Source organism: Paenibacillus sp. CH40 (genome assembly GCF_024213605.1).
Classification (GTDB): Bacteria; Bacillota; Bacilli; order Paenibacillales; family Paenibacillaceae; genus Paenibacillus; species Paenibacillus polymyxa_B.
In genome coordinates this window covers 376,158-402,977 of the sequence record NZ_JANAVQ010000004.1, presented here as the reverse complement: position 1 = coordinate 402,977, position 26,820 = coordinate 376,158, and the positions used below count along the sequence as shown (strand labels likewise).

22 protein-coding genes are annotated in these 26,820 nt (G+C 47.4%); 21 read left to right on the top strand and 1 reads right to left on the bottom strand.

Annotated elements, in window-relative coordinates; translation table 11 throughout:
• The first annotated feature begins 2 nt into the window (after positions 1–2).
• The 9 genes from NLX73_RS15115 to NLX73_RS15075 all read left to right on the top strand — a co-directional run bounded on the left by NLX73_RS15115 (position 3) and on the right by NLX73_RS15075 (position 9,974).
• Entirely contained in the window at positions 3–269 is a 267-nt protein-coding gene (locus NLX73_RS15115; protein WP_254326553.1) for a hypothetical protein, read from the top strand.
• Between the two features lie 83 nt (positions 270–352).
• Complete coding sequence (locus tag NLX73_RS15110; RefSeq protein WP_254326552.1) at positions 353–799, top strand: phage holin family protein; 447 nt, start codon at positions 353–355, stop codon at positions 797–799.
• A gap of 157 nt (positions 800–956) precedes the next feature.
• Positions 957–1,910, top strand: a complete 954-nt coding sequence (locus NLX73_RS15105) for a glycoside hydrolase family 25 protein (protein WP_254326551.1) — start codon at positions 957–959, stop codon at positions 1,908–1,910.
• A gap of 768 nt (positions 1,911–2,678) precedes the next feature.
• Positions 2,679–4,334: an ABC transporter substrate-binding protein gene (locus NLX73_RS15100; RefSeq protein WP_254326550.1), complete on the top strand. Its 1,656-nt coding sequence runs from the start codon at positions 2,679–2,681 to the stop codon at positions 4,332–4,334.
• A gap of 29 nt (positions 4,335–4,363) precedes the next feature.
• Positions 4,364–5,368, top strand: coding sequence for an ABC transporter permease (locus NLX73_RS15095; RefSeq protein ID WP_069291317.1), 1,005 nt, complete (start codon positions 4,364–4,366; stop codon positions 5,366–5,368).
• Positions 5,369–5,403: 35 nt separating this feature from the next.
• Entirely contained in the window at positions 5,404–6,315 is a 912-nt protein-coding gene (gene nikC, locus NLX73_RS15090) for a nickel transporter permease (protein ID WP_103048940.1), read from the top strand.
• A gap of 229 nt (positions 6,316–6,544) precedes the next feature.
• Complete coding sequence (locus NLX73_RS15085) at positions 6,545–7,960, top strand: deoxyguanosinetriphosphate triphosphohydrolase family protein (protein ID WP_061830290.1); 1,416 nt, start codon at positions 6,545–6,547, stop codon at positions 7,958–7,960.
• A 69-nt stretch (positions 7,961–8,029) separates the two neighbouring features.
• Positions 8,030–8,974, top strand: a complete 945-nt coding sequence (locus NLX73_RS15080) for an MsnO8 family LLM class oxidoreductase (protein WP_254326658.1) — start codon at positions 8,030–8,032, stop codon at positions 8,972–8,974.
• A 13-nt stretch (positions 8,975–8,987) separates the two neighbouring features.
• The gene (locus tag NLX73_RS15075) at positions 8,988–9,974 is read left to right on the top strand and encodes a TRM11 family SAM-dependent methyltransferase (RefSeq protein WP_254326549.1); all 987 of its coding nucleotides are present in this window, start codon (positions 8,988–8,990) and stop codon (positions 9,972–9,974) included.
• 4 nt (positions 9,975–9,978) lie between these two features.
• Here the strand turns inward: NLX73_RS15075 and NLX73_RS15070 are convergent, their stop codons facing one another.
• Complete coding sequence (locus NLX73_RS15070; RefSeq protein WP_254326548.1) at positions 9,979–10,935, bottom strand: D-2-hydroxyacid dehydrogenase; 957 nt, start codon at positions 10,933–10,935, stop codon at positions 9,979–9,981.
• A 227-nt stretch (positions 10,936–11,162) separates the two neighbouring features.
• Between NLX73_RS15070 and thpR the strand changes: the two genes are divergently transcribed.
• The 12 genes from thpR (at position 11,163) to NLX73_RS15010 (ending at position 26,817) form a co-directional block, all read left to right on the top strand.
• Positions 11,163–11,729: an RNA 2',3'-cyclic phosphodiesterase gene (thpR, locus tag NLX73_RS15065; protein ID WP_254326547.1), complete on the top strand. Its 567-nt coding sequence runs from the start codon at positions 11,163–11,165 to the stop codon at positions 11,727–11,729.
• Positions 11,730–11,840: 111 nt separating this feature from the next.
• On the top strand, positions 11,841–12,653 hold the full coding sequence (locus tag NLX73_RS15060; protein ID WP_209941246.1) for a cell wall hydrolase: 813 nt from the start codon (positions 11,841–11,843) through the stop codon (positions 12,651–12,653).
• A 135-nt stretch (positions 12,654–12,788) separates the two neighbouring features.
• Positions 12,789–13,472, top strand: a complete 684-nt coding sequence (locus NLX73_RS15055; protein ID WP_029516186.1) for a metal-dependent hydrolase — start codon at positions 12,789–12,791, stop codon at positions 13,470–13,472.
• 463 nt (positions 13,473–13,935) lie between these two features.
• Entirely contained in the window at positions 13,936–18,534 is a 4,599-nt protein-coding gene (gltB, locus tag NLX73_RS15050) for a glutamate synthase large subunit (protein WP_254326546.1), read from the top strand.
• A 320-nt stretch (positions 18,535–18,854) separates the two neighbouring features.
• Positions 18,855–20,492, top strand: a complete 1,638-nt coding sequence (locus NLX73_RS15045; RefSeq protein ID WP_061830283.1) for a sensor histidine kinase — start codon at positions 18,855–18,857, stop codon at positions 20,490–20,492.
• 116 nt (positions 20,493–20,608) lie between these two features.
• Positions 20,609–21,247 (top strand): response regulator, encoded by a 639-nt coding sequence (locus NLX73_RS15040; RefSeq protein WP_069291324.1) that lies wholly within the window; start codon positions 20,609–20,611, stop codon positions 21,245–21,247.
• Between the two features lie 274 nt (positions 21,248–21,521).
• A complete protein-coding gene (locus NLX73_RS15035) occupies positions 21,522–22,265 on the top strand; it encodes a YveK family protein (RefSeq protein ID WP_023987416.1) in 744 nt (247 codons plus the stop codon).
• Complete coding sequence (locus NLX73_RS15030) at positions 22,249–22,887, top strand: CpsD/CapB family tyrosine-protein kinase (RefSeq protein WP_013309150.1); 639 nt, start codon at positions 22,249–22,251, stop codon at positions 22,885–22,887. Before NLX73_RS15035 ends, NLX73_RS15030 begins: the two co-directional genes overlap by 17 nt.
• Before the next feature lie 38 nt (positions 22,888–22,925).
• Positions 22,926–23,819: a UTP--glucose-1-phosphate uridylyltransferase GalU gene (gene galU / locus NLX73_RS15025; RefSeq protein WP_013309151.1), complete on the top strand. Its 894-nt coding sequence runs from the start codon at positions 22,926–22,928 to the stop codon at positions 23,817–23,819.
• Between the two features lie 16 nt (positions 23,820–23,835).
• Positions 23,836–24,534, top strand: coding sequence for a sugar transferase (locus tag NLX73_RS15020; RefSeq protein ID WP_013309152.1), 699 nt, complete (start codon positions 23,836–23,838; stop codon positions 24,532–24,534).
• Complete coding sequence (locus NLX73_RS15015; RefSeq protein WP_061830280.1) at positions 24,534–25,469, top strand: glycosyltransferase; 936 nt, start codon at positions 24,534–24,536, stop codon at positions 25,467–25,469. Before NLX73_RS15020 ends, NLX73_RS15015 begins: the two co-directional genes overlap by 1 nt.
• 10 nt (positions 25,470–25,479) lie before the next feature.
• A complete protein-coding gene (locus NLX73_RS15010) occupies positions 25,480–26,817 on the top strand; it encodes an O-antigen ligase family protein (RefSeq protein WP_071639860.1) in 1,338 nt (445 codons plus the stop codon).
• Positions 26,818–26,820: the final 3 nt, after the last annotated feature.

Below are 26,820 nucleotides of genomic sequence, written 5' to 3'. Positions count from 1 at the left end.
CTATGACCGCTTTATCAGAGGCTCAATTGCGTATTTGTGCTCATGCTTGCATCACCCGCTATGAGCGAGGAGAGGGCGATATAGCAACGATCATGGGAAGCTACGCTTTAGATGAAGAACAACGTGAACAAGTAATGAAGATTATTTTATCCAAGTGTTCTGATTTAGTAGCGGACAACGTAGATAATTCATCATCAACCAATGCTCTGAATAAACAGGAAGAAACGGGTAAATGGTATAACTCTATTTTTCGTAAAAAAACAGTATAGAGAATAAAACAAAAAAATGTTTATTTGCCCTTGGACAACCAAGGGCATTCACTTTAAAGCTTGGTTCAAAAGGGGGAACAAACATGCATGAAAAGATCGATCAGATTTGGCTGGGGTTTTCCACGGGGACCTTGATCGGTTATTTTTTTGGGGGGTGGACCACAATGTTGACGTTGCTGTGGTGGATGGTCGTGATCGACTTTTTCACCGGATGGGCAGCGGCCTGGATTAATGGGGAGCTAAAAAGTCGCCAGGGGTATTACGGTATTTTTCGCAAGGTTACCGTGTTTTTGCTCATTACGGTAGCTCATCTAATCGACGGTATTCTCGGGGATGCACATTACTTCCGGGATGCCGTCGTTTTCTTTTATTTAGCGAACGAGCTGTTGTCCATTATTGAAAATGTGGGCAGAATGGGAGTGCCGATGCCGGATATTTTGCGGAATGCAGTAGCTATTTTTGAGTCTAAGTCGAGTGGAGAAAAAATAAAGCCAACCGACCCTTCCGAAAAAGAAAATAAAGCTTCATAAAGTGCGACCAGTGGCCACTACAAAATAGGCAGACTACCTTTTTGCCCTTTTTTCGGTGTAAAAGTGGAAAAGCCCAGACCGTATGGATGGTCCAAGCATATGGATAACAGAGACAGAGTGATCTACAACATTATGAATGATAAGGAGGGAACGCCTTATGCAGAATCGCAGCCCTAACGCTGCCGAAGGCATTGACGTATCCCGATACCAGGGAACGATAGATTGGAAGCGTGTACGAGCCGATGGTAAATCGTTTGCCTTTATTAAAGCGAGTCAAGGACAGCGTTACGTTGATCCGACATTTATCACGAATGCAAAAGGGATCAAGGCAGCCGGGCTCTTACTCGGAGCTTACCATTTTGTAGATGCCACCAGTGTAAACGCAGCAAAAGCGGAAGCCAGGCATTTCGCCGAGGTGCTGGATCAGGTGGGTGGTGCGAAAGCGCTGGACTTGCCAGCGGTGATGGATTATGAAAATAATCCGGGAGGGCTTAGCTCGGCCGCGATTCATGAGGTTGCGTTGGCATTTTTAACAGAATTTGAACGGGTAAGCGGCCGTAAGCCGATAGTATATACAGGGAATGCTTTTGCTGCCCATTTCAAAGCGCCATTGGGTAGTTATAAGCTGTGGATTGCACGTTATAGTACACGGGTGCCCGGCGACACCACAGCATGGAAGAACTGGGACTTTTGGCAATACAGCGATAGTGGACGGGTTGATGGAATTCAAGGGCCGGTTGACCTGAATGTATACGCCGGAACAGAGGCCGAGCTACGCCAAGCATTTGCAGGAGAAGAGGGGGATGAGCCAATGACAGCAGAGGAAAAAGCGGCATTTAAGGCCCTGCAGCAGCAGATCGCCGCTCTTGAAAACAGCAAAGATGTGCTCAAGCAGACGTTGAATGAACAAAGCGCTTATATTAAAAAGGTGGATCAGCGGGTAGCTGAATTGGAGGGGCGTCAGGCTATGCCTGTACCGACCTGGGCGAAGGAAGCGATGGCTGCCGCTGTTGCATTTAATCCGGCAAGCCCGATTGTGGATGCGAAACTGCCAAGCAGTTACGATTTTTATCGCTTACTGGTCGTACTGAACCGTCTGGATGTGTTTTAAAAAAATAAATGACCTTTTGCAAATCTTATGCCCGGAAGGGATTATTTTCATGTGAACCAAGCCATACACCTGAAACGTAAATTGACAGGCGGTTCAAAGGCAACCGCCTGCACTTATTGTAAAGTAATGTTCTTCATGATTTCTACATAAGCTGAACTCCAACGCTTTAAAAGTGTGAATCATTGGGTGAAAATGCAGCATGTCTACCAGCCGGATCGAGCTGTAAAGGCCCCTGTATGTTTGTTTATTTCAGAACATACCTGGGAATTAGGATATAAAGGATGTAGGTTTGGTGTTGAATACATTTTTGAGGTAAGATCATGCTCCTGCTTGGAGGTTGAAGACTCCAAGCAGGAGTATTTATTTGATATGATTGTGTAAATTGGTTTGTAATATTAATTGACATGATGTATAAAAACATATGGTAATGTATGAAAAACCCCCTTGTCTGCTTCCAGATTTTATAGTAAAGTATCCAATAATCAACTTTGTTTGAGCATAGTATTCACTGTTTGTGAGTATATATCACACTTTCACCACGACCTGACATACTCCTCTTTCTATTTATTACATCACATCTATTCATTACCCTACAGCATCTCTTACACCACTAGATTATGAACACTTCTGTCCTACTACACCTATTTGATGAACTCGGAATTTGGGACCACAGCTTGAGGACAAGCTTGTCATGTCAATCTAAAGGAATTGGCATTCATCCGGTATCAACGAATTAACAATATATAAGGTGTGAAAGGGGTTTGCTGCATGAGCAAAAAGTATGCAAAACACAAAATCTGGACCGTTCTGCTGGTGCTTGCGCTAGGAGCTGTTTTGGCGCTTTCCGGTTGTGGGGGATCAGGTGAAGGAGCAAAGCCAGAGGCAGGGAAAACACCAAGCGGAGCAGGAGAGGGCGTGCAGGACACACTCATTTATGGACGCGGCGGAGATTCCGTGGCGCTAGATCCTGCCATTGTGACTGAAAGCGAGTCGCTAAAAATCGGAATGCAAGTGTTCGACACACTGCTGGAATATAAGGAAAATACAACGGAGATCCAACCGGGGCTTGCAGAGAGCTGGGAAGTATCACCGGATGGACTGGTCTATACGTTCAAGCTGCGTCAGGGTGTGAAATTCCATGACGGAAGTGACTTTAACGCAGAAGCGGTTGTGTTTAACTTTGACCGCTGGGCTGATCCGAAAAGTCCATACAAATTTGAAGGTGACTCGTTTGACTATTATGATTCTATGTTCGGTCCTGAAGGAAGTAGGGTGATTAAGGAGGTTAAAGCGGTAGATGCGAGCAGCGTCCAGTTTATACTAAACAAGCCGCAGGCGCCGTTTTTACAAAATATCGCTATGCCATCCTTTAGTATTTCAAGTCCCAAGGCTATTCAGGAGAAAAAGGCTGATTTCAAAAGTAATCCGGTCGGCACGGGGCCTTTTGTATTTAAGGAATGGAAACGGAACGATACCATCACGCTGGAGAAGAATCCAAACTATTGGAAAGAGGGGCAGCCGAAGCTGGCTAAGATCATTGTTCGTTCCATACCCGACAATACCGCACGATTTAATGCTCTGCAAAACGGGGAAATTGACCTGATGGAGGATTTGAACCCGGATGATGCAAAGCAGTTAGACGGCAATAGCGAATTGGTGAAAATTGAACGTCCCTCCTTTAATGTGGCCTACATTGGCTTTAATTTAAAGAAAAAAACATTCAATAATCCCAAGGTGCGGCAGGCACTGAATCATGCAGTGAACAAGCAGGCTATTATTGATGCATTGTTTGCAGGGCAGGCTAAGCCTGCGGTCAATCCGATGCCACCTACGTTATGGGGGTACAACGATAGTATTCAGGATTACGCCTATGATCTGGATAAGGCTAAATCTTTGCTGGCGGAAGCGGGCTTTCCTAACGGGCTTCCCGAGCCTTTAACCTTCTATGCAATGCCCGTATCTCGTCCTTATATGCCTGACGGCAAAAAGGTGGCAGAGGCCATTCAAGCCGATTTTGAAAAAATAGGCGTCAAAGTAAACATCCAATCCCCGGAATGGGCTACGTATCTGGATGATCTTAAGGCGGGGAAAAAGGATGATCTGTATATGCTGGGATGGAACGGGGATAATGGTGACCCGGATAATTTCCTTTATACATTGCTGGACAAGGATACGATTCCAGGCAATAACCGTAGTTTTTATGTGAATGAGGAACTCCACAAAATATTGGTGAAGGCGCAGGTTGAGGTCGATCAGGACAAGCGTGCGGAAATGTATAAAGAAGCACAAGTGATTATTAAACAGGATGCGCCGTGGATTCCATTGGTTCACAGCACACCGCTGATGGCAGGTAAAGCGAATCTCAAGGGTTTTGTACCTTCTCCGGCAGGTATTGAAGCGTACGGAAATATTTATTTTGAATAGCCCAAACGCAAGCAGGCGGTGAATAGGATATGAACTCATATATTGTAAAAAGACTGGCCATATTGATTCCTGTATTACTGGGCATGACGCTCATCGTTTTTTCCATTATTCATGCTATTCCGGGAGATCCGGCTGAAACCATACTGGGAGATAAGGCTACGGAACAGTCCAAGCAGGCGCTACGTGAGCAATTGGGACTGAATAAGCCGTGGTTACAGCAATATGGGACCTATTTAGGTGAGCTGGCACAAGGGGACTTGGGCGATTCCATTCGCACCAAGCAGCCGATTGCCCGGGAAATGGTCCCTTATCTGGCGGCTACACTGGAGTTGACAGTAGCAAGCATGTTTTTTGCCGTTGTAGTCGGAATGAATGCCGGCATCGTGAGTGCCTGGAAGCGAAATTCCTGGTTTGACTATGTGAGCATGGTCATTGCACTGGTCGGAGTATCGATGCCGATTTTTTGGCTGGGCTTGATGGAGCAGTGGATCTTTGCAAATAAACTGCATTGGCTTCCTTCTATCGGACGCATGAATTCCCGTGATCCGGTGGAAGCTGTGACACATTTAGCCGTGATTGATGCGTTCATAGGTGGGCGTATGGATCAGGTATGGACCGTCATCAAGCATTTGATCCTGCCCAGTATCGCACTTGGAACGATTCCAATGGCGGTCATTGCGCGCATTACTCGTTCCAGCATGCTGGAGGTTATGGATGCGGACTATATCCGTACGGCTCGGGCGAAGGGGCTGGCATCTTTTCAAGTCGTGTACAAACATGCGCTTAAAAATGCTGCGATCCCCGTACTTACTGTCATCGGTCTTCAGACTGGATCACTACTGGGAGGCGCGGTACTAACAGAAACCATTTTTGCCTGGCCCGGCATCGGACGGTACATTTTTGAAGCGATCAGCTCGCGTGACTATCCGGTTATCCAAAGCGGAATTCTGATCATAGCGTTCCTGTTCGTCATCATTAATCTGATTGTCGATTTGCTGTACGCGGTGCTCGACCGGCGTATCCGTTATCAGTAATCAAGTCGTCAATTGTTCAAGGGGGAGCTTGTCCGATGTCACAATTTTCAATGGAACCCAACAACATACCGACGACACGCAGCACATTGGCGCATTTGCCTGTCGTGACTGGCCCTTGGAGAGACGCATGGAGGGCTTTCCGTCACAATAAAATGGCGTTCGTCGGCCTGAGCATTATTATCTTCTTTGTCATCATTGCTTTGATCGCGCCGTGGATTGCTCCTTTTGACTATAAAGAGCAAAATTTGGTGAGCCGTTTGCAGCCTCCTTCTGCGGAGCATTGGTTCGGTACGGATGATCTCGGTCGAGATTTACTGACTCGCACGCTGTATGGAGCCAGAATCTCGTTGTGGGTCGGTTTCTTGTCTGTTATTGGTTCAATGATTGTAGGAACAGCCTTAGGTTTAATCGCAGGATTTTACGGAAAATGGGCAGATATGGCCATTTCGCGGCTATTCGACATTTTACTGGCATTTCCGGGGATTTTGCTGGCCATTGCTATTGTGGCCATTTTAGGGCCTTCATTGGAAAATGCGTTGTACGCCATTGCCATTGTCAATGTGCCAACGTATGGACGGTTAGTTCGCTCTAAGGTGCTGAGTGTCAAAACGGAGGAGTATATCACTTCTGCTAGAGCGCTTGGAGCCAATAATACACGAATCATCCTCCGCTATATTTTGCCTAACAGCCTGACACCAATCATCGTACAGGGAACGTTGGGGATCGGAACGGCCATCATTGAAGCGGCAGCGCTTGGATTTCTGGGCTTGGGTGCACAACCTCCTGAGCCAGAGTGGGGTAAAATGTTGTCCGATTCGCGGCAATATATCCAGAACGCGCCGTGGACAGTTATCTTTCCGGGGATATCTATCATGCTGACCGTATTGGGATTTAACCTGATGGGAGACGGCCTGCGGGATGTATTGGACCCGAGGGCAAAGCGTTAGAGCAAAAGTGGTGAGGTATATAACGTTGAGTAAGAGGTGTTCTCTGGCCTGAAGCAAATGGCTGGAGAACACCTTTTTTATATGACATTTTTTGTATTGGAATAGAAAGCACCATCCGACTGCGCAGTGGCGCTAAAAGTAACTTTTACAGCTGAAAGTCATGTGAGCTTTCCTGAGGCGCGAAAAAAATGTATAATCACTCCAATTGAGTACGTAGGGAGTGGGCTTTATGACATGGCAGGACAAGAGAGAGCATCGGCAATTTGCGGAACAGACACGAAGCGACGCTTCACGGGCCGCATATGAACGGGACTACTCCCGTTTGATCCATTCACCGACTTTCCGGCGATTGCAGGGTAAATCACAGGTGTTTGGCGCAGGTACGGGCGATTATTACCGCACACGACTGACGCATTCTTTGGAGGTAGCGCAAATTGCGCGTGAAGCATCACGAAGCTTGCTGCGCCGCCATCCCGAAGTAGAGCTGGAACAGGCAGATAACGCAGGACTGATCATTGACCCTGAGGTGGTAGAATGTGCTTCCATTGCACATGACTTTGGGCATCCACCGTTCGGACACAAGGGAGAAGAGGTGCTGGACGGGATTTTAGATCAACTGATTGAAACAAAGGTAGAAAAGATATCCTCTGCCGGAGGCTTCACACCGGAGTCCAAGCGTGGACAGGAGGCCTATGCGCGTGAGCGACAAATTTATGAGCATTTTGAAGGGAACGCGCACAATTTCCGACTGATTATGTTTTTGGAGAAGCGTGAGAACGTGGATGGTTTGAATTTGTCGGACGCCGTGTTACTGGGGATCAACAAATACCCATACCCGGGGATTCTGAACAAAAAAGGGTTGTACCTGCATGAGTGGGAATACATACGTTCTATCCGCGAGGATTGGGGTATCCCTGATGGTAAAAAGACGCTAGAAGCCCAGCTTATGGACCTATGCGACGATATCGCTTATTCTGCGCATGATCTGGAGGATGGGATTAAGGCTGGGAAAATCGAGGTGCACGAGCATTTCTTATATGATCCGTATTTAATTCGTCTGATTACGGAGAAAATCACCACGTTGGAGGATAGCTTCTGGCAAGGCTGGCAACTGGCTCAGATTGAGCAGAAGGTAGCGGCTGTGCTGAGCGAATTTTTGAAGGTGTGGAATGGCAAGATGCCGATGTGTGAACACGATTATTCCCGTACTCGCCGTGAAGTGAAGGCATACTGGGTCAGCCTGTTTGTCAGCAGCTTGGGTGTAATTGATGATGGAAATTGGAAAAAGGTGACCTTCGTACGGGATGGAAGCGAAGATTTGGATATGCTGCGTACTGTGAGTGTGTTGAAAAGCTTTGCTTGGGTTACGATGATCCGCGATCTGCGCGTACAGCGACTGCAAAAACGGAGTGAGTGGATGCTCAGACGGCTGTGGCTGGCGTTTCTGGACCCGGAAACGTCCAAATCTATTATTCCAAGCGACTGGCTCCAGCGCTATGAGCGCGACCAAGCCAAGGCGAAACCGATCTGGACATGGGAGCATATGGTCATAGACTATATTGCAGGTATGACCGATGCTTTTGCTGAAAAAATCTATAATGAGTTATACGGTCTGAAGGTGGGTTCCATTTATGATCTGGATTGACCATTAAATTTCCCCTATATAGTAGAAGGAACTGGTTTGTAATGGATAGCAGGAGGGAGGGATGTGTCTATGCAATCTCGGTCTTTATCTATAAAAAGGTTGAATCTCGGTGTGCTCGATATGGTGCCGTTGCTGCCCGGTAACCGTCCGGAGCAAGCGGTTCAACGAGCTGGTGAACTAGCGAGACAGGCAGAAGCATGGGGATATACACGCTACTGGACCTCGGAGCACCATGATATGGAGGGGCTGGCTTCCTCTAGCCCGGAAGTGCTGCTGTCGCATATCGGGGCGGTGACGAAGACAATTAAACTGGGTGCGGGTGCTATTTTGCTCCCGCATTATAGTCCAGTCAAGGTCGCGGAATGGTTTCATCTACTGGCCGCTCTATATCCTGGCAGAGTCGAATTGGGCCTGGGGAGAGCACCTGGTGGGGGACCTCATGCTTCGATGGCACTGAGCGGTAATTTTCTTCAACATGTGGCGGAGCTGCCACAGACGATGGAAGCTCTATTGGCTTTGCTGGAAGGTACTTACGAATATGAACAGGTGCCTGTGTTTGCCCGGCCGATGCCTGAACAGCCGCCAGCAGTGTGGATGCTAGGTACAAACCGAAAAAGTGCCGAATATGCCGCCCAGTATTCAACAGGCTATGTATTCGGTCAGTTTATGAGTGAACAGCAAACGGAAGAAATGCTAAGCATTTACCGCTCCAGCTTTCAGCCATCCAACCGGATGGACAAGCCACGTACCATGGTGGCTGTAGGAGCAGTATGTGCCTTGACAAATGAACTGGCGCAGCAATGGGCTGTTCAGATTTCATTGGGCGACCCGGCAATGCGAGCCAGCTGGCTAGTGGGAACGCCGTCGGATATTGCCGAACGGTTACGCGGCTTGCAGATTAAATATGATAATGATGAGTTTCTGTTGGTCACACCGATTCCCGATTATGAGCAGCGGCTTCACTCCTACCGTCTAATAGCGGAGGCTGTAAATTCTAGCCTTGATTCCAAATGAAAAGAGATATGACATGAATAAACAGAAAACGAATATCGAAGAAATGAAACCAAGCTACATATATACCTATGCGTGTCATGAAACAGAGCGTGAGTTATGTCTTTTGGAATTGAAATGCTTGTTCGGTCAGCCGCCCGTGCAGGATTCCATCCTATTGTCCCATCGGCGGCTGGAGCCGGGTACCAGCCCGTTTATTCATCTTCGGCTGGATGTAATGACAGATGCGGGAACACTGGAAGAGCTATGCGAAGCAGCCTCTATGTTACAACTTGAGGAAGGAAAGACTTTCAAGGTGTTGTGCCTTAAAGAAGGTGACCATGAGGCCGACTATGACGAGCGGCGCGGAATCGAACGCCGAATTGGTGCACGCATTCATGGCCAGGCGCAAATGAAGACACCGGATATCACCCTTGGTGTTATTCGGATAGGAGAACGGTGGCTACTGGGCATGTGTCAGTATAGCGACAGATCGTGGCAGGAGCGTCGTCAGAAGCCGCAAAATTATTCTACTGGACTACCCGTTCTGGTAGCTAGGGCACTTGTGAATTTGGCAGCAACTGATCTAACAGCAGCAAAGGGAGAGTCAGGCTCATTGAAACTGCTAGACCCGTGTTGTGGTATGGGCAATGTAATGATTGAGGCATTGAGCATGGGGGAGGATATTCGCGGTTGTGACACCAACCCGTTGGCGGTGCGTGGGGCACGAGTGAATTTGCGTCATTTTGGATATGAAGAAGATCTAGTGAAGCTCGGGGATATGAATATGCTCGAAGGCACATACGATGCGGCCATATTGGATATGCCCTATAACCTGTGCTCCGTGCTCCCGACTGATGAACAAAAGAAGATGCTGCGCAGTCTGAGACGCTTGGCCGCGCGGGCAGTGGTCGTGAGCACGGAGCCGATGGAAACATTGTTATCCGAGTCAGGCTGGACCCTTACGGAGCAATGCCGCATACATAAGACAGGTATGAGTCGGGAAATCTGGATCTGTAAGTAGTGTATTAATACTGAGTTTTGTAGTTAACCAAATTCAGCGGTAACTCCTGATCAGCGGCATAGGCATTCAAATTAGTAAGAAAAATATCCACCGCCCGTTCGGCATATCGGTCCGTATCGCCTGCAATATGCGGTGTGATCAAGACATGGTCCAGACTCCATAGCGGATGTGAAGCAGGTAGCGGTTCTTCCTCGAATACATCCAGTCCGGCAAAGGCAATATGCTTTTGTTCCAAAGAGCGTACAAGCGCATCCGTATGAACGGTGCCACCGCGACCTACATTAATGAAGAAGGCACCCTTACGCATAGCTGCAAATGCTTTTTCGTCAAAGAAGTGATGGGTTTCCTCGGTGAATGGCAATATATTTACCACGATATCCGCTGCTCCCAATGCTTCGTGTAGTTGTTCGTTAGTATACATGTGCTCTACATGGGGAGCTTCCTTGCCAGAACGGCGGACTCCGATCACCCGCATGCCAAAGGCTTCTGCAATCCGCGCTGTTTCCCGGCCAATTTCGCCAACGCCTGTAATCAACAGCGTTTTGCCACGTAATTCCGTCAGTTGGCCTTTCGGTGGCTGCCATGTTTTCTGACGTTGCAAGAGAGCTGCTTGCTGTAAATAACGTGTATGCGATAGCAGCATTCCAAAGATCTGCTCTGTAATTGGAATTGCATGCACACCACTTGTATTCGTTAGTAAAATGTTACGCTTCTCCAATTCTGTAAGCGGTAGCTTATCAATCCCGGCCGACCAGGTTTGTATCCACTTCAGCTTGCTGTCTGGATGTAAGGCCTCTTCGGCAATATGCTTGGACCAGCCTAGAATAACCTCGGCCTCCCGAATTTGTTTAGACTCCAATTCCTGAGCTTTGCCAATAATCAACTCGTAGCCCGGAGCCGTTGCACGAACTTGTTTTTTTTGCTCTTCCGTAAGTTGATGTAAGCTTAAAATGTTTCCCATAGTTCATAGCCTCCTCGATTTTTGATTCCTTGGAGTTTCCAATATATTCTGGCGAACCATCCTTTCAAGAATAACAGATTGCCGAAAAAATTGCATAAGGAGGGTAAAAACGAGCTCGCAGTGTCACTATATATAACAACAAATGGCTTTACCCTGATCAGGGACAATCCAAACAGCTACTTTTTGAGATATCCACAAATATCAATTAGGAAAGGAGGTATAGGTTGATGAAAAATGAATCGCAAAGACTTTTTACAGCTATTGCTCTCCCGAATGAGCATAAGAAGAAGCTACATTATTGGGTGGAGCAGGATTTAAAAGACCTGACTTTTCGCAAATGGAGTGATTTCAGAGATTACCACGTGACACTTCAGTTTTTGGGTGATGTGGAGACCTCGCTTATACCGAAACTTGAGCAGGTTTTAGTTCAAGCTGCAGCTGAGCATGACCCGTTCACACTCGGCATTGGAGAAGCAGGTTTTTTTGGCCGTGAAGAATTTCCGCGTGTACTGTGGAGGGGAGTGACCGGGCAGCGTGATTCACTGGATCAACTGTACCAGTCCATACTCCAGGCTACCGAACCGCTGGGTTTTAAACCCGAGGAGCGACCTTATCGACCTCATATCACCCTAGCGCGTTCGTACACAGGAGAACAGCCTATTCCACCGTCTATTTGGCAGCCAAATGATCGATGCAGCGAGCCATGGAAAGTGGAAGAATTTGTTTTATATGCAACCCGAATGGGCCAAAAACCAATGTACCAAATAATTCAAACATTCCCATTAATGAGGTGAAAGCCTTGATCTATCAGCGAATTTAGTGATATAGTGTTTCAGCGTTATTCAAAAAGCGCATTTTAGGTTACATATCTGAGGAATGTGCTTATAGTTAACGGGAGGAACATTATGGAAATCGTTAAAGAACATCGTTGGTTTGCACCTCTATTGAGTGTGCTGCTTGTTTGTATATTGGGGATAGGCCTCTACGCTGAGGTTCAGCAAACACAGAAAAATCATAAAAATGCACCTATGCAATCTCTGAGCTGGTCAGGGAACTCTTCGTCTCCTACATATGGCGACAGGATGGGGACCCATAACGGGTCAAACAGGACAAGCCCCATCTTTGTCGCTGCTCATGGGCAGTCAAGCTGGAAAGAAATCATGCCGACTCCGTTACCTGCTTCCCAGATGAAGCAGGCGGAACAAGCTCGGAATAACGTTGCTACAGGCAAGAAAAAGCCTGAGGTCCAGCATAGCAAGTCCGCAATCCTAACCCCTCCTACAACCATCTACTTTACGAAGACAAAAATGCTCACGCAGGATGACAAGGCGTTGTCTACCTGGAGCTATCCTGTCTCCGCTAAAGAACTGCTCCTGCTGCAAAAAATAGTGATGGCAGAAGCAGAAGGCGAACCGTACGAAGGCAAAGTGGCAGTTGCCAACGTTGTCTTAAACCGGCTGCGGTCAGCCCCATTTCCCGATACGATTCAGGCAGTGATTTATCAAAAAGCGCAATTTAGTCCGGTCGCGAACGGGCGTCTTCGTCGTGTTCAACCCAACCAGGACAGCATCCGTGCGGTTACTGCTGCTTTGAACGGCCATAAAGCCGTGCCTGATAACACCTGTTTTTTCCTGTCGCTTACGTTGGCCCAGGACCTTACGGTTCATCATTCGCGTACGAAGGTGAAAACTATCGGTCATCATACTTTCTACAAATAACAGCCCTTTCTAAACAATAGGGTTCAGCTTTGTGAACGAATTTTAGGGTACAGGTGAAGCCAGTATGCAAAAGAGGTATAATAGGTAAAGGAAAGTAACCAAAATAATGAAAGTGACAAAGGAGGCGTAGATGATATGAAAATCACATATTATGGACATTCAGTTGTACTGGTAGAGGCAGAGGGGAAACGGATTATTATTGATCCTTTTTTGACGGGAAATCCTAAAGCAACCGTACAGGCGGAGGATATTCAGGTGGATGCCGTGTTGTTGACACACGGCCATGCCGATCATTTTGGAGATGCTGTTGAAATTGCCAAGCGCAATGATTGTCCAGTAATCGCAGTCGCGGAACTGGCCGAATATTGTTCATCCTTGGGGGCCAAAGCTCACGGTATGAATCTGGGTGGAGGTCACCACTTTGACGGTTTCCATGTGAAATTCACGCTTGCATTCCACAGCTCATCTTTGACGGTGGACGGGCAAACCATTTACATGGGAGAGCCGGCGGGGATCTTATTGACCATGGGAGGCCAAACCTTTTTCCATGCAGGGGATACTGGCCTGTTTGGCGATATGCGTCTCATTGGCGAAACTAACTCCATCGATGCTGCGGTATTGCCCATCGGAGATGGTTATACGATGGGACCGGAGGATGCACTGCTGGCAGCAAAGTGGCTGCGTGCAAGCCGCGTAATACCGGTGCATTACAATACGTTCCCGGGTATTGAGCAGGACGGAGACGGCTTCTGTGATCGTCTGCACAAAGAAGGCATTGAAGGGAAAGCATTGAAGCCCGGCGAAAGTCTCGAATTTTAATACGGATATCTGATTTACGGGAATATACTTGATGGTCTAAAAACTCATCAAATCTCCTTTGTCAGCCTTTTCTGTTCCTTAGAGGAATAGGGAAGGCTGTTTTTTAAAAGTGAATATTTATACATAAAAATGAGATATTTTTGCATTGATACGTTGAAGCTGTAATGTAAAAGATTTATTATCACAATCATAAAAACTTTGAATTGCTAACATGATAGGTCAATGATAAAATGATAGAACTAATTAGATTCATCAGTGGAATCGACGTATTTTTCAAGTCAAGCCATTGCATAATTATTGAAAAACATACGCATTCGGCGGACCGTACCGCCTTGAATACGTCACATGTTTTGTCCCCCATTCCTCGTAGTTGTTCTTTGAGTTACCTCTTGTCGCCACTGTCTTCTATTCGGCCGCCTGTATTTCAGGCCAGCATGACTTTATAACAGAAAGGTTGCGTTCCATGAGACAGACAGGTTTACCACCCAAACAGGGACTATATGATCCCCAATTCGAAAAAGACGCCTGCGGCATGGGCTTTGTTGCCCACATCAAGGGAAAACCATCGCACGATATTGTAAGTCAGGCTTTGACCATGCTCGTGAATATGGAGCATCGGGGCGGTCAGGGAAGTGAACCAAACTCCGGTGACGGAGCAGGGATCATGATTCAAGTTCCTCATCTGTTTTTTCAAGAGGAAGCGGAGCGATTGGGCTTTAAATTGCCAAAGGCCGGACATTATGGCGTGGGTATGCTTTTTGTATCCAATGATCCAAAAGTTCGTGAAGTGCATGAGCAGAAGCTAAGAGATATCATCGTGGACGAAGGTCAAAATTGTTTGGGTTTTCGCGATGTTCCAACTTATGACGAAATGCTGGGTAAATCGGCAAAAGCAGCTAAACCAGGCGTGCGTCAGGTATTCATCGGTCGCAGTAGCGATTTGAAGGAAGAGCTGGACTTCGAACGGAAACTGTATGTCATTCGCAAACGTGCAGAGCTTGCTATTCGCTATAACCAAGAGGATGAGAACCGTGAGTCGTTCTATATTCCAAGTTTGTCATGTCGCAAGGTTGTATACAAAGGAATGCTCACAACCGAGCAGGTAGGCAAATTTTATCTGGATTTGCAGGATGAGCGGGTGACATCGGCGATCGCGCTGGTCCATTCCCGTTTTAGCACGAATACGTTCCCGAGCTGGGACCGTGCGCATCCTTATCGTTTTATGATTCACAACGGCGAAATTAATACTATGCGCGGCAACGTGAACTGGATGCATGCTCGCCAGGCGCAGTTTGAAAGCGAAGCGTTTGGCGGAGATATCAAGAAGGTAAAACCAGTCATTAACCCAGATGGCTCAGATACAGCCATGTTTGATAATACACTAGAGTTTCTGTATCTGAGCGGACGTTCCCTTCCTCATGTAGCCATGATGATGGTGCCGGAACCTTGGAACAAGCATGAAACCATGGACCCGAAGAAACGAGCATTTTATGAATATCACAGCACCTTGATGGAGCCGTGGGATGGACCTGCTGCGATGGCGTTTACAGATGGTATCCAAATCGGGGCGATTCTCGACCGCAACGGTCTGCGTCCTGCACGTTACTATGTGACCAAGGACGATCTGATCGCACTGTCTTCAGAGGCGGGTGTATTGGATATTGCTCCTGAAAATGTGCTCTATAAGGATCGTCTCCGTCCGGGTCGTATGCTGCTGGTTGATACTCAAGAAGGCCGTATCGTTTCTGACGAAGAGTTAAAGGAACGTATTGCTTCCGAGGAACCTTATCAGCAATGGCTGGATGAGCACTTGGTTGATTTGGATGAGCTGCCGGAAGCACTAGAACAGCCGGAGCCTAAACATGAAAATGTAAATCAGCTTCAGCTCGCTTTTGGATATACGTTTGAAGAATTGCGCAAAATTCTGGAGCCGATGGCACTTACAGGTGCAGAACCGATTGGTTCAATGGGGTACGATGCACCATTGGCGGTGCTGTCTGATCGTCCGCAACGTTTGTACAATTACTTTAAACAAATGTTTGCTCAAGTCACGAACCCGCCGATTGACGCCATTCGTGAGGAGATTGTAACGTCAACCGCAACTACGATTGGGCCAGAGCGCAATTTACTGCATCCAGAACCGGAAAGCTGTCGTCAGATTCGTTTGGATTCGCCGGTGTTGTCGAATGAGGAGTTTGCTAAAATTCGCCACGTACACCGTCCTGGCTTCAAATCGATGACAATTCCGATCTTCTTTGAAGCGAAGGAAGGCGCTGAGGGCTTACGCAAGGCGCTGGAAGGATTGTTTGAGGCGGCTGACCGTGTCATTGACAAAGGTCATAACATCCTGATTTTGTCCGACCGTGGAGTGGATGCGGAAAATGCGGCCATTCCGGCGTTGCTAGCTGTTTCCAGCCTGCATCACCATCTGATTAAGCAGGGTACACGCACACGTGTGAGCATTTTGCTGGAGTCCGGGGAGCCAAGGGATATTCACCATTATGCGGTGCTGCTTGGCTACGGTGTGAGCGCGGTTAATCCGTATCTGGCTTTTGAAACGCTGGATGTCATGATTCAGCAGGGCTTGTTGCGCGGCATCTCGCACGAAAAGGCAGTTAAAAATTATATTAAAGCGGCAACGAAGGGTGTCGTTAAAATATTGTCCAAAATGGGTATTTCCACGATTCAATCGTACCGTGGAGCACAAATTTTTGAGGCTGTAGGTCTGAAGCAGGATTTTGTTGACCGTTATTTCACCTGGACACCTTCCCGCATTGGCGGTATTGGTCTGGAGGAAGTGACTACGGAAGCGCTGGTTCATCATAACCGTGCTTTCACTGACAAGGACGGCAACGACAAAGTACTGGATTCGGGCGGCGACTATCAATGGCGTAACGATGGGGAAGAGCATTTGTTTAACCCGCAAACGGTGCATTTGCTCCAGCAGTCGGTACGCTCGGGAGACTACGAGCTTTACAAGAAGTACGCCAAGCTGGTACAGGGTGAATCTGAACAGTATTTGACGATTCGCTCCATGCTTCAATTGAAGCCTGCTGGTGAGCCTGTGCCGCTGGATGAAGTGGAATCCGCTGCATCCATTATGCGCCGCTTCAAGACAGGAGCCATGTCCTTTGGCTCGATCAGTCAGGAAGCGCATGAAGATATGGCGATTGCGATGAATCGGATCGGGGGCAAGAGCAATACGGGTGAAGGTGGGGAGAACCCTGCACGTTTCATACCGGATGCCAATGGCGATTCTCGTCGCAGTTCGATTAAGCAGGTAGCGTCGGGCCGATTCGGTGTAACATCGAATTACTTGGTGAATGCCGACGAAATTCAGATCAAAATGGCGCAAGGCGCTAAGCCGGGCGAAGGTGGACAACTGCCAGGACGTAAGGTATACCCTTGGGTCGCTGAGGTACGTGGTTCTACGCCTGGAGTAGGTTTGATTTCACCACCGCCGCATCACGATATTTATTCTATCGAGGATTTGGCAGAGCTCATCTATGATCTCAAAAACGCTAATCCGCGTGCTGACATTAACGTGAAACTGGTGTCAGAAGTAGGCGTAGGCACGATTGCTACAGGGGTAGCAAAAGGCCGTGCTGACATTATTCTGGTCAGCGGTTACGACGGTGGTACAGGCGCTTCCCCGCAAGGCTCCATCCGCCATGCGGGTATGCCTTGGGAGCTGGGTCTGGCGGAGACGCATCAGACGCTGATGCTAAACAACCTGCGCGACCGCGTAGTATTGGAGACAGACGGCAAGATGCTGTCTGGCCGCGATTTGGTAGTAGCTGCCCTGTTGGGCGCGGAAGAATACGGCTTCTCTACAGCGCCGCTCGTAGCGTTGGGCTGTATTATGATGCGGGTATGCCAAATGGATACATGTCCGGTTGGTGTGGCTACGCAGAATCCGGAGCTACGCAAAAATTATATGGGCGATCCTGCCCATGTGGTGAATTTTATGCGTTTCATCGCAGAAGATGTCCGTGAAATTATGGCGGAATTGGGCTTCCGTACGATTCAGGAAATGATTGGACGTACGGATTGTCTGGATACCGTGAACGCCGATTCGCACTGGAAGAAGAAGGGCGTAGACCTGAGCTTGCTGTTGCATGTTCCTGAGTTGGAAGAAGGTAGTGTACGTTACCGCGTACAACGCCAAAATCACGGTCTGGAAGAAACACTCGACATGCAACAGCTCGTACCGATGGCTGCGGAAGCGCTGGAGAACGGAACGCCTGTTGAGGGTACCTTACCTATTACAAACGTGAATCGGGCGGTAGGAACGATTCTGGGCAGCGAGGTCACCCGTAAGTATGGAGCGGCGGGTCTGCCTGAGGATACAATTCGCTTTAACTTTATTGGATCGGCAGGTCAGAGCTTCGGGGCATTTATTCCGAAAGGCATCACGCTGAGCGTGGAAGGCGATAGCAATGACTATGTTGGTAAAGGGCTATCTGGTGGTAAGGTTATTGTGAAAAAGTCTCACAAAGCGACCTTTAAGGCAGAAGAAAACATTATTATCGGAAATACAGCCTTGTATGGAGCGACCAGCGGTGAAGCTTACATTAGCGGAATCGCAGGCGAGCGCTTTGCCGTTCGGAACTCCGGCGCACGTATTGTAGTTGAGGGCGTTGGTGATCATGGTTGCGAATATATGACGGGTGGACGTGTAGCTGTATTGGGTGGAACCGGACGGAATTTTGGAGCCGGAATGTCCGGAGGTATTGCCTATGTCTATGACCCTGAGGGGACGTTCCTGAGTCGTTGTAATCTGGAAATGGTGTTGCTGGAAGGTGTGGAAGATCCTGCAGAAGCAGCGGATTTGCGCGGCTTGATTCAACGCCATGTCACTTACACGGGTAGTGAAGCGGGACAACGTATTTTGGATGATTGGCAGACTGCGATTCAGCAGTTTGTACGAGTGATTCCAAAGGATTACAAGCGTATGGTTGAACAGATCCAAAAAGAAGAGGCAACTGGTTTGAGCGGAGATGAAGCTCTGTTGGCAGCATTTGAAGCCAATATGCGTGAATTGGCGCGTGCCGGGGGCTAAAATGTAGACTACCAAATTTACTAAAAAAGGACTCGCTGAATACCGCTGTTATAATCACGGTGGTACCAGCAAGTCTTTTTTAGGTTACTAAAATGTGATTTATTTCCTTGACAAACGTTATAAATTCTGACATTACCCCCAAAATGTTTTCCTGAAACGGTAAATATGTTATAAAAAGTACCAAATTTTTTGGAATGTAACCGTTTACGTAAGAGTTTATGTCTTGTTATTTATTTTTGGATTGGTTATGATTTTTTTAGAGTACACAAACAAACCTAATATGCCCATCGTCCCTTCAAAACACAGAATAGGGTGACAGGATGAAGTTGAGGAAGTCAGCAGAAGACCAAATGATTTTTTTATACCGTTATGTATCACTATCTTTAACGTCACTTGTTTTTCTGTTCGAATCATCTAGATTAATCGTGTGGCAGAAGCTATTACTGATTGGTTTTCTATTTTTATCCGTTACAGCATTTACTTGGATTTACCGCAAGTACAGACTTCATGATATGGTATTGAAATGCAGCATTGCGCTTGAAACAGCAGGGATCATTTTGTTGTTATTCCCAACCGGAGGGATGGATAGCCCGTTCAAATGGTATGTGATTACCCCCATGCTGGTGGCTTGTGCTCATCTGTCTATGAGATACAGTTGGACACTCCTCCTTTCTTATATCGGCTTGGTGCTTACATTTTGTTATATCTTTTTTACACCAGGTCAATATTTTTTGTGGGATCTTATATTGCAGAACATCAATTTGTTTCTGGTACTGATCGCAACTACGATGGCAATGCAGGTTATCGGCGTCATGAAGGACGAACTGAAGGTGGCTAAAGAACAAGCCAATGAGACGATGGATCATATCAAGTCGATTTACCACATCATGGAGACGACCAGCCACAATGAGGCTTTAAATCTCGGTCAAGTCATCTCGGACTATACGGTCAAGCTAACCAAGCAGAGCCGTGCATTTTTCTGGCTGGATAGTCAGGAGGAGGATGCACCGGAAAGCAGCCAGACAGGCTGGACGGTAGAGGAGGAGGAGCAGCTATTTGAGGAGCTGGGGAATTATCGGGAGGAATTCAGGGAAGAGCGTGAACCATTTTTTAGACATCTGCCAGAATGGGGCGATTTCCTCATGATTACCGTACCGATGACGACCCGTTTTGTAGCGACGATTGGCCTCAAGCTGGGCCCGGATCAAAGTCTGACAGGAAGACGCTGGCTCGTGCAACAACTGATATTCTTGGCTGAGCTGAGCGCTGTGTTCTTGGAGCGCTATGAGCTGGAGCGTATTGAAAATCAGCTGATTGTGACGAATGAGCAGAACCGGATTGCAAATGAAATGCATGACAATGTTTCTCAAAGTCTTTTTGGTATTGTGTACGCAACGCATTCTCTCCGGCAAACCTGGTGTCATCAGCCAAAGGAGCAGGTGGAGGAGCAAATTGATCTAATTCAGCAATCAGCCAACCAAGCGGTTAGAGAGCTGAAAGGGGCGATTCATAGTTTAAGTTCGAAAAAAAGCGGAGGCTCAACTTGGTTAGGGACGGTGAAAAGTCATCTGCATACACTCTCCAAGCTGAACCATGTACAAATTGATTTTGACATTCATGGTGATCATTATTCACTTCCGTATTTGTACCAAAAGGCTTTATTCCGCATCATTTCCGAAGCGGCGGGGAACGCAATCCGTCATGGATTGGCCAAGCGAATTGATGTGAAGTTAAAATTGACGCCCCAAGTGATTAGACTGTCTATTCATGACGACGGAGTAGGGTTTGAGACGGCGAGAATGGTAGCAGGAGGTGAGGCGGTCAGTGCAGGCGGGGGCCTGGGCATGATGAATATGGAATATTTAGCTCAATCGATGGGAGGCGAATTTGATATTTCAAGTCGAATCGGAGAGGGAACACAGATCCGATTGTCCATTCCGGTAAATGCTTATGAATGAGGATTTTGCAAAATCCTCGAATAAAATGTGTGAACATTCTGCAATACAAAATCTGCGGTAACAATCGGATACATAGGGATTATGCAAATCCTGAACTGTAGACAGGAGGCCGAATCATGAAAATTGTCATTGTCGATGATCATCCTTTAGTACGGAAAGGACTCGCTGCAGTTATATCCATGCAGCCCAATGTTCAGTTTGCGGGAGAGGCCCAGAATCAACAGGAAGCACTTGTGGTGATCGAGGAAACAGATCCGGATCTGGTGCTGCTGGATTTGAAACTAGCTGATGAATCGGGGCTGGATATTATCAAGATAGCGCGCGGACGCGGTTTCAGAAGCAAATTTATTTTGCTGACTTCTTCCGCAACACGTGAAGATTTTCTAAAAGCAGAGGAAGCTTCCGTGGACGGTTATGTGCTTAAGGAAGCATTGCCTGAGGAACTAATTTACGCGATTCATCTTGTCAACAAAGGACGCAAATATTATGATCCGGCTATTCTCGAAAACAAGCTGCGTGAAGATGCGGGCAATCTGACCGACGACCTGACGCCAAAGGAAAAGGAAGTACTGGTCGAGCTGGGACAAGGAGCTTGCAATCGTGAAATTGCATCCCGGTTATTTATCAGTGAGTTCACAGTCAAAAAGCATGTCAGTCAGATCTTGGCCAAGCTGCGGCTAGCGGATCGTACGCAGGCAGCATTGTATGCCAATGCCATCGGTCTGGCGAAGTACGAGCCAACAATGATGCGCTGACTCTATAAGCTACGCTGCACTTTCATGTGCGAGTGGAAAGAAAAGCCTCAAAATCACCAAGCTTTGTGATTTTGAGGCTTTTTTCGATTTCTTTTTCCATAATCGACAAAGCATGGTACAAAAGTATACCATGCCGTATCCGAAAGTATACATTTCCCTCCCCCCGTAGTGAGGGAGAAAGTGCCATTCGGTTCCATGTCGTTCAGACAACGGATTGTTACAATTAGATCATACTTAAAATAAGAAGAGAAATTGTGTAGGAGGGAGGATTTTTGTGGAGAAAACCATTTTGGATTATCTAGTCCTGATCAAAAGAAGATTGTGGCTGATCGCAATTTTTGTCATTCTCTCATGTGTAACAACATACTTTGTGAGCGACAATGTCGTGAAGCCAGTCTATTCCGCTTCAAGCCAACTGCTGGTTAATCATATTTCCGCCAAGCAGGGGAGCAACAATCTGAACGACGTCAACACAAGTCTTAATTTGGTGGAAAGCTACAAGCAAATTCTCACTTCACCTAAAATTATGGACGCTGTTGTAGCGGCTCATCCCGAATTCGGTTTGACACAGCAGAAGTTGGCAGAGAAACTGCAGATTAAATCCTCGGATAAAAGTCAGGTTATCGGTTTGACGTTTGAGGCAGGGAGCTATCCACAGGCCGCAGCGGTTGTAAACGCGGTAACCCAGAAATTCGTACAGACAGTTCCGGGATTGATGGAATTGAATAATGTGAAAATTTTAAATGAAGCGGACCCTCAGGCCAATCCTGACCCGATTAATGGGAACCCGCTCATGAATATTGCGATTAGTTTTCTCGTATCGCTGATGATTGCATTGGGCACGATTGTGTTCCTGGAAAGCATTAACGGTACGCTGCGCTCGGAGAAAGAAGCGGACGCGGACATCGGTATTCCGGTAATTGCATCGATTCCAGTCATTCGCAAGAAGGACGTCGATGGAGCAGCCGGAAATTCCAAAGAACGGGTAGGGGAGCGTAAATATGCTGCGATTGAATGACATGTTGATTACAGAAAGTAATCCATCATCGTATATCTCGGAATCATTTCGATCCCTCCGTACATACATTCGGCAGCAGGTGATTGGGCAAAAGGACCGTGGCACGGTTCTATTGTTGACCTCGCCGGAAAGCGGAGCGGGTAAAACAACACTGCTCGCCAACATCGGAGTTTCCTTCGCGCAAGAAGGAAAGAAGGTGGCTCTGGTGGATTGCAATCTGCATAAACCAGCGCTGCACGAGATATTCGGAATGGAGAATACCGGAGGTCTATCGGCTTATTTGCGCGGTGGGGCTTCTTCCAAGTCTATCGTTAGACATGGTGGCCTGGAGCTATCGGTTGTTCCCGGTGGAGACACCCTGTACAACGCAGCAGATCTGCTCGGTAGCGAACGTATGGCTGAGCTATTGGAAGAGCTCAAACGTGAATATGACATCATTTTACTCGATTCGGCTCCGGCGCTGAATTATACGGATGCTCGCCTGATTGCAGGCTTAACGGATGGTGTGATTCTCGTCGCTAGACATGGTCGTACCAAACGGGAAGATCTACGTAAAACAAAGCAACTCATGGAGCAGGCCAGTGCGACGCTGGTTGGAATTGTGATGAATCAGGTGAAGTAAGCAACACCAAAATTCGATAAGCAAGGAGAATGAGTGCGATGACGAAAAGAGTGAAAAAGGCCATTATTCCAGCAGCAGGGTTAGGTACGCGCTTCCTCCCTGCCACAAAAGCGATGCCTAAGGAAATGCTTCCAATTATCAATAAGCCTACGATTCAATATATCGTGGAAGAAGCGATTGCTTCTGGTATTGAGGACATTATTATCGTTACGGGTAAAGGCAAACGTGCCATTGAGGACCACTTTGACAACGCATTTGAGCTGGAATCCAAACTGCTCGAGGACGGTAAGCTGAAGCTTCTGGAGGAAGTACAGCGTTCTTCGGGAGTGGAAATTCACTACATTCGCCAAAAAGAACCCAAAGGTCTTGGACATGCGGTATGGTGCGCAAGACGCTTTATCGGGGACGAGCCGTTTGGTGTGCTGCTGGGCGATGATATCGTAACAGGTCAAAAGCCTTGCCTGCGCCAGCTGATGGATCAGTATGAGGAAACTCAAAATTCGGTTATCGGTGTGCAGCGGGTACCACAGGAATTTACGAACCGGTACGGCATCATTGAACCGGATCAGCAGGACGGACGCTTGTACCGAGTGAATAATTTTATAGAAAAACCGGCTCCAGGCACAGCGCCATCCGATTTGGCTATTATGGGTCGCTACGTGTTCTCGCCGAAAATTTTCAAATATCTTGATCTTCAAGAAAAAGGAGCTGGCGGCGAAATTCAGTTGACGGATGCGATCCAAAAGCTGAATCAGAGTGAGCGTGTGTACGCCTATGATTTTGAAGGCACACGTTATGACGTAGGTGAACGTCTTGGATATATTCTAACCACACTTGAATTTGCACTTGCCAGCGATGATTTGAAGTATCCGGTTATGGAGGCCATGAATGAATGGTTGAAAAAGACCGAGAAAGCAACCACGGCAGGTTGAGAGGGGGTACGTCAGCATGAGCATGGAAAATTTACCGGAGGACGGCGAGGCTGTCATGTCAGGTAAAGCGTTTTACATGCCATACGGAAATACACAAATTCAGGATAAAACGTCCTACCTGGTCACAAAACGCCTCCTTGATATGCTGCTGTCGTTCGTGGGCTTGATCGTCTTGCTTCCGCTTTTTGTAGTGGTAGGCGTTTTGATTAAGCTCGAAGACCCAAAGGGAAGCGTGTTTTTCAAGCAAACTCGGGTGGGCAAGAATGAGAAGTTATTCGATATGTATAAATTCCGTTCAATGGTGTCCAATGCTGAGGAACTGAAAAAGGACTTGATGGAGCTGAATGAAGTGAGCGGCGCCATGTTCAAAATTAAAAACGATCCTCGGATCACGAAAATTGGCAGTTTTCTGCGCAAGACGAGTATTGATGAGATTCCGCAGCTGTGGAACGTGTTGGTCGGCGACATGACTTTAGTCGGTCCGCGTCCGCCGTTGCCCAGCGAGGTCGAGCAATATTCCGATTATGATAAGCAACGCCTGATTGTAACACCGGGATGTACGGGTTACTGGCAGGTGAGCGCACGTAACAGTGTAGGCTTCGAAGAAATGGTGCAAATGGATTTGAAGTATATTCATGTTCGCAATACGTGGCTCGATTTGAAAATCATCATGAAAACAGGCGTTAAAATGCTGTTCTCCAAGGATGCTTACTGATGGATGCATTCAAGCGATGTCCCGCAGTGTCCGTCGTTATTTGCACCTATAACCGGGCGGACCTGCTGGAGAAAACGTTAATGTCCCTGCTGGAGTTGGAAGACCTTGCACTGGCTGAGATCATTGTGGTCGATAACCGATCCACCGATCATACAGCAGCGACGATCAAAAGGTTCACCGTCGCCCATGGTCAGAATATCCATCTCCGATATCATTATGAGCGCGAACAAGGACTGTCTGCTGCTCGTAATGCAGGCATTACGTTATCAAGAGCGGAAGTCATTGCTTTTCTCGATGATGATGCAATTCCGTGTGTTACATGGTTGCAAACGATTATGTCAGCATTCGGGAACAATCCTGAGCTGACGGCTATGGGTGGGAAAATTGACCCTATGTTTGAGACGGAACGACCGGGTTGGCTGACAGGCCCGCTTGAACTGCCTTACACGATTATTGATCTGGGCAAAGCCGTTCGTGAATATCCGTCGGGACTGAATCCATTTGGAGCGAATATGGCGATGCGCAAAACGGCTTTTGCCGCCGTTATGTTCCCGCTTCATCTAGGCAGAAAGGGAGACATCCTTCTATCTGGTGAAGAATCGTGGGTATTCGAGCAAATCCGTAAAAATGGTGGAACGATTATGTATCATCCACACATGTCTGTGGAACATTTTGTGCCTGCTTCACGGTTAACGAAAGAATGGATCATGAACCGCTACTATTGTCAGGGCATGTCTAACGCTGCTCAGGCCGTAGGTCTGCGCGGCAACGCGATGCTGATGGCGAAGACGGCAGCCAAAGTGTTATACATCACTGTGGATTCCCTGCTGGCGCGTAGTGAGGGCAGGAAGCTGTTGAACCGGTGCAGGCTTGAAAGTATCCGTGGGACGCTGGATACACTGCGCAACCGGAAAAGCGAGTCAGCTGCGGGGTGAAAGATGGAACATGAGTAACTATCCTTGGACTACTAGAATAAACACCATACAGCATGTTTTTATTTTTCTACTGGGCGCTCTTGCTGTAGGAATTGCGGCTACCTATCAGCCGGTGGTCAGTATTGCGGCGGTATGTTTACTGCTCTTGCTGGCTGTTTCCATACATCATCCGGAGCGCATCAGCTACGCTGTTTTGCTAAGTACAGCAGTCTCAGTCGATTCTCTGTATCAGGGTGGCGTGTTCGGTATTGAGATTTTGTCATTGTACAAATTGGGCATTTTGGCTCTGCTGGTGCCGTGCATGCTCGTGTATGGCATACGTCTCAAGTTCAGCTATCCGGTCTGGGCATTGGTGATCATGCTGGGGATCACATTTGGATTTTCAGCATGGCTGCCTTTGTTAACGACCTCGATTGCCGTCAAGGCGTTCGTCGGTTTATCACTCCCTTTCTTTTTTTTACTGATCCAGTGGAAAAAGGATGTGGCAGAAAAGCATATCCGACTGATCAGTTTGTTGCCCATTATTAGTGTGGTCATTGGACTGGGTTTGCAGGTTCTAGGGCTGCATTCGTTTACGGATGTAGAATTTACGGGCGCAGTCAGAGTACAAGGAGCGAATATACCGCCGCATCTGGCAATGCTCTCCTTTCTCGGAATTGCTGTCTCTCTAATTGAGGTCAAGCGTAAACCCAAGCAAGCCGCTTTTTATTACACTGTGTTGGCACTGAACTTTCTGATTCTGATCGCCACCGGTACACGTGGACCGATTCTGGCATTGTTATTAATGTTTGCTGTGTATCTGTTTGATATTGCCCGTCAGTACCTCAAGGGGAAAGTCAATTATTTGCTACCGCTGGCCGGATCGTTTTTGGTTGCTCTGGGGGCGGTGGCCCTGCAATGGAACAATTTAAAAAAACGCTCCTTCGAACGGGAGACCGATACAGGCATTGACCTGTCGGGACGCTCGGAGGCATGGGAATATTTTTTGAACAGAGTACATGATTACCCTTGGTCAGGAAGAGGTCTTGGCGCGGTAACGGTCGCGAACGACGGGACATTATTCAATGGCTTTGTTGTACCGCATAACGAGTATATACGCTTTTATTTTGACACGGGATATATCGGTTGCGGGCTATTAATGCTTTCATTGCTGATCGTGTTCGCTCTCATTTACCGGTCGCTTGCCAAGTCTATCAAACCTTATTTTGCAAGCTTAATTGCAGGCTTTCTGATCTACTCGTTTTCAGATAATACGTTGTCGACGGTTCAGATGATTATTCCATTTTGCTGGTATTTGAACGCGTTATACCAGACATCTACTCAAACCGATTTTCGCAAAGAGAAGTGATAC

Excerpts from the sequence above, each read along its gene's own strand:
- nikC (WP_103048940.1), top strand. The coding sequence starts at position 5,404 with ATGTCACAATTTTCAATGGAACCCAACAACATACCGACGACACGCAGC.
- NLX73_RS15045 (WP_061830283.1), top strand. The coding sequence starts at position 18,855 with ATGAAGTTGAGGAAGTCAGCAGAAGACCAAATGATTTTTTTATACCGT.
- NLX73_RS15015 (WP_061830280.1), top strand. The coding sequence starts at position 24,534 with ATGGATGCATTCAAGCGATGTCCCGCAGTGTCCGTCGTTATTTGCACC.
- NLX73_RS15070 (WP_254326548.1), bottom strand. The coding sequence starts at position 10,935 with ATGGGAAACATTTTAAGCTTACATCAACTTACGGAAGAGCAAAAAAAA.
- NLX73_RS15060 (WP_209941246.1), top strand. The coding sequence starts at position 11,841 with ATGGAAATCGTTAAAGAACATCGTTGGTTTGCACCTCTATTGAGTGTG.
- gltB (WP_254326546.1), top strand. The coding sequence starts at position 13,936 with ATGAGACAGACAGGTTTACCACCCAAACAGGGACTATATGATCCCCAA.
- NLX73_RS15030 (WP_013309150.1), top strand. The coding sequence starts at position 22,249 with ATGCTGCGATTGAATGACATGTTGATTACAGAAAGTAATCCATCATCG.
- NLX73_RS15105 (WP_254326551.1), top strand. The coding sequence starts at position 957 with ATGCAGAATCGCAGCCCTAACGCTGCCGAAGGCATTGACGTATCCCGA.
- NLX73_RS15095 (WP_069291317.1), top strand. The coding sequence starts at position 4,364 with ATGAACTCATATATTGTAAAAAGACTGGCCATATTGATTCCTGTATTA.
- NLX73_RS15085 (WP_061830290.1), top strand. The coding sequence starts at position 6,545 with ATGACATGGCAGGACAAGAGAGAGCATCGGCAATTTGCGGAACAGACA.
- NLX73_RS15100 (WP_254326550.1), top strand. The coding sequence starts at position 2,679 with ATGAGCAAAAAGTATGCAAAACACAAAATCTGGACCGTTCTGCTGGTG.
- NLX73_RS15010 (WP_071639860.1), top strand. The coding sequence starts at position 25,480 with ATGAGTAACTATCCTTGGACTACTAGAATAAACACCATACAGCATGTT.
- NLX73_RS15080 (WP_254326658.1), top strand. The coding sequence starts at position 8,030 with ATGCAATCTCGGTCTTTATCTATAAAAAGGTTGAATCTCGGTGTGCTC.
- NLX73_RS15110 (WP_254326552.1), top strand. The coding sequence starts at position 353 with ATGCATGAAAAGATCGATCAGATTTGGCTGGGGTTTTCCACGGGGACC.
- NLX73_RS15055 (WP_029516186.1), top strand. The coding sequence starts at position 12,789 with ATGAAAATCACATATTATGGACATTCAGTTGTACTGGTAGAGGCAGAG.
- NLX73_RS15075 (WP_254326549.1), top strand. The coding sequence starts at position 8,988 with ATGAATAAACAGAAAACGAATATCGAAGAAATGAAACCAAGCTACATA.
- NLX73_RS15040 (WP_069291324.1), top strand. The coding sequence starts at position 20,609 with ATGAAAATTGTCATTGTCGATGATCATCCTTTAGTACGGAAAGGACTC.
- galU (WP_013309151.1), top strand. The coding sequence starts at position 22,926 with ATGACGAAAAGAGTGAAAAAGGCCATTATTCCAGCAGCAGGGTTAGGT.
- NLX73_RS15020 (WP_013309152.1), top strand. The coding sequence starts at position 23,836 with ATGAGCATGGAAAATTTACCGGAGGACGGCGAGGCTGTCATGTCAGGT.
- NLX73_RS15115 (WP_254326553.1), top strand. The coding sequence starts at position 3 with ATGACCGCTTTATCAGAGGCTCAATTGCGTATTTGTGCTCATGCTTGC.
- thpR (WP_254326547.1), top strand. The coding sequence starts at position 11,163 with ATGAAAAATGAATCGCAAAGACTTTTTACAGCTATTGCTCTCCCGAAT.